1 protein-coding gene is annotated in these 806 nt (G+C 37.1%); it reads left to right on the top strand.

Features of this window, described 5'->3' with window-relative positions; all coding sequences use genetic code 11:
• A partial coding sequence (locus tag A3761_RS02605) for a chorismate-binding protein (protein WP_197472753.1) occupies window positions 1-806 on the top strand: 806 nt, incomplete at both ends.

Here is an 806-nt window from a genome sequence, read left to right on the forward strand (position 1 = left end):
ATCTTTTTAGATAGCGGCGTTGATGAGTCAAAAGGTCGCTTCAATATTATTAGCGGTTCGCCTTTATTTACTCATACAATAAATAAAGCAGAGTTATCTCACACTCCAAACCTAGTTAAGCCAAGCAATATTCATGAGTCACTTAACTACGAGCAACAAGAAATCCCATCAATATTTTCAGATTTACCTTTTACAGCAGGGTTAATTGGATACTCAAGTTATGAGTATGGGGCTCTTAATATTATTGAAGCACCTCAATTAATGGAAGAAAGTAAACTCCCCCTTCTATATATAGGTGAATATACCTGGTCTTATATTCATGACAAAAAACAAAAGCGCGGTTATCTAACGTATTCACCACGCTGCCCTCTCGATTTGCGAGACAAGATTGAAAATATTATTTCCGATACCCACGAAAAGAACGCCACATATAAACATAAGCAGCAAACTAACAAGCCTAACTGGCAGAAGACCATTTCATATCAGCGTTATTCAGAAGCTTTTGAGCAAATACAAAGCTACATAATTGCCGGAGACTGTTATCAAGTAAATCTAACTCAGCGTTTTGAAGCAGATTTTGATGACCCATCACTCCCTTTGTATTTCCAACTCAGAGAAAAAGTCGATACGCCTTATTCAGCGTTCATCTCTTTTAGTGACGATCAACAGTTATTAAGCTTCTCGCCTGAACAATTTATTGGAATCAAGAATAAAGAAATAAACACAAAACCAATAAAGGGCACCGCTCAGAATACAAATAAAGCTGAAGCCCCGCAAAAATTGCAAGAAAGCACAAAAAACCAAGC

It is taken from the genome of Oleiphilus sp. HI0123 (assembly GCF_001635315.1).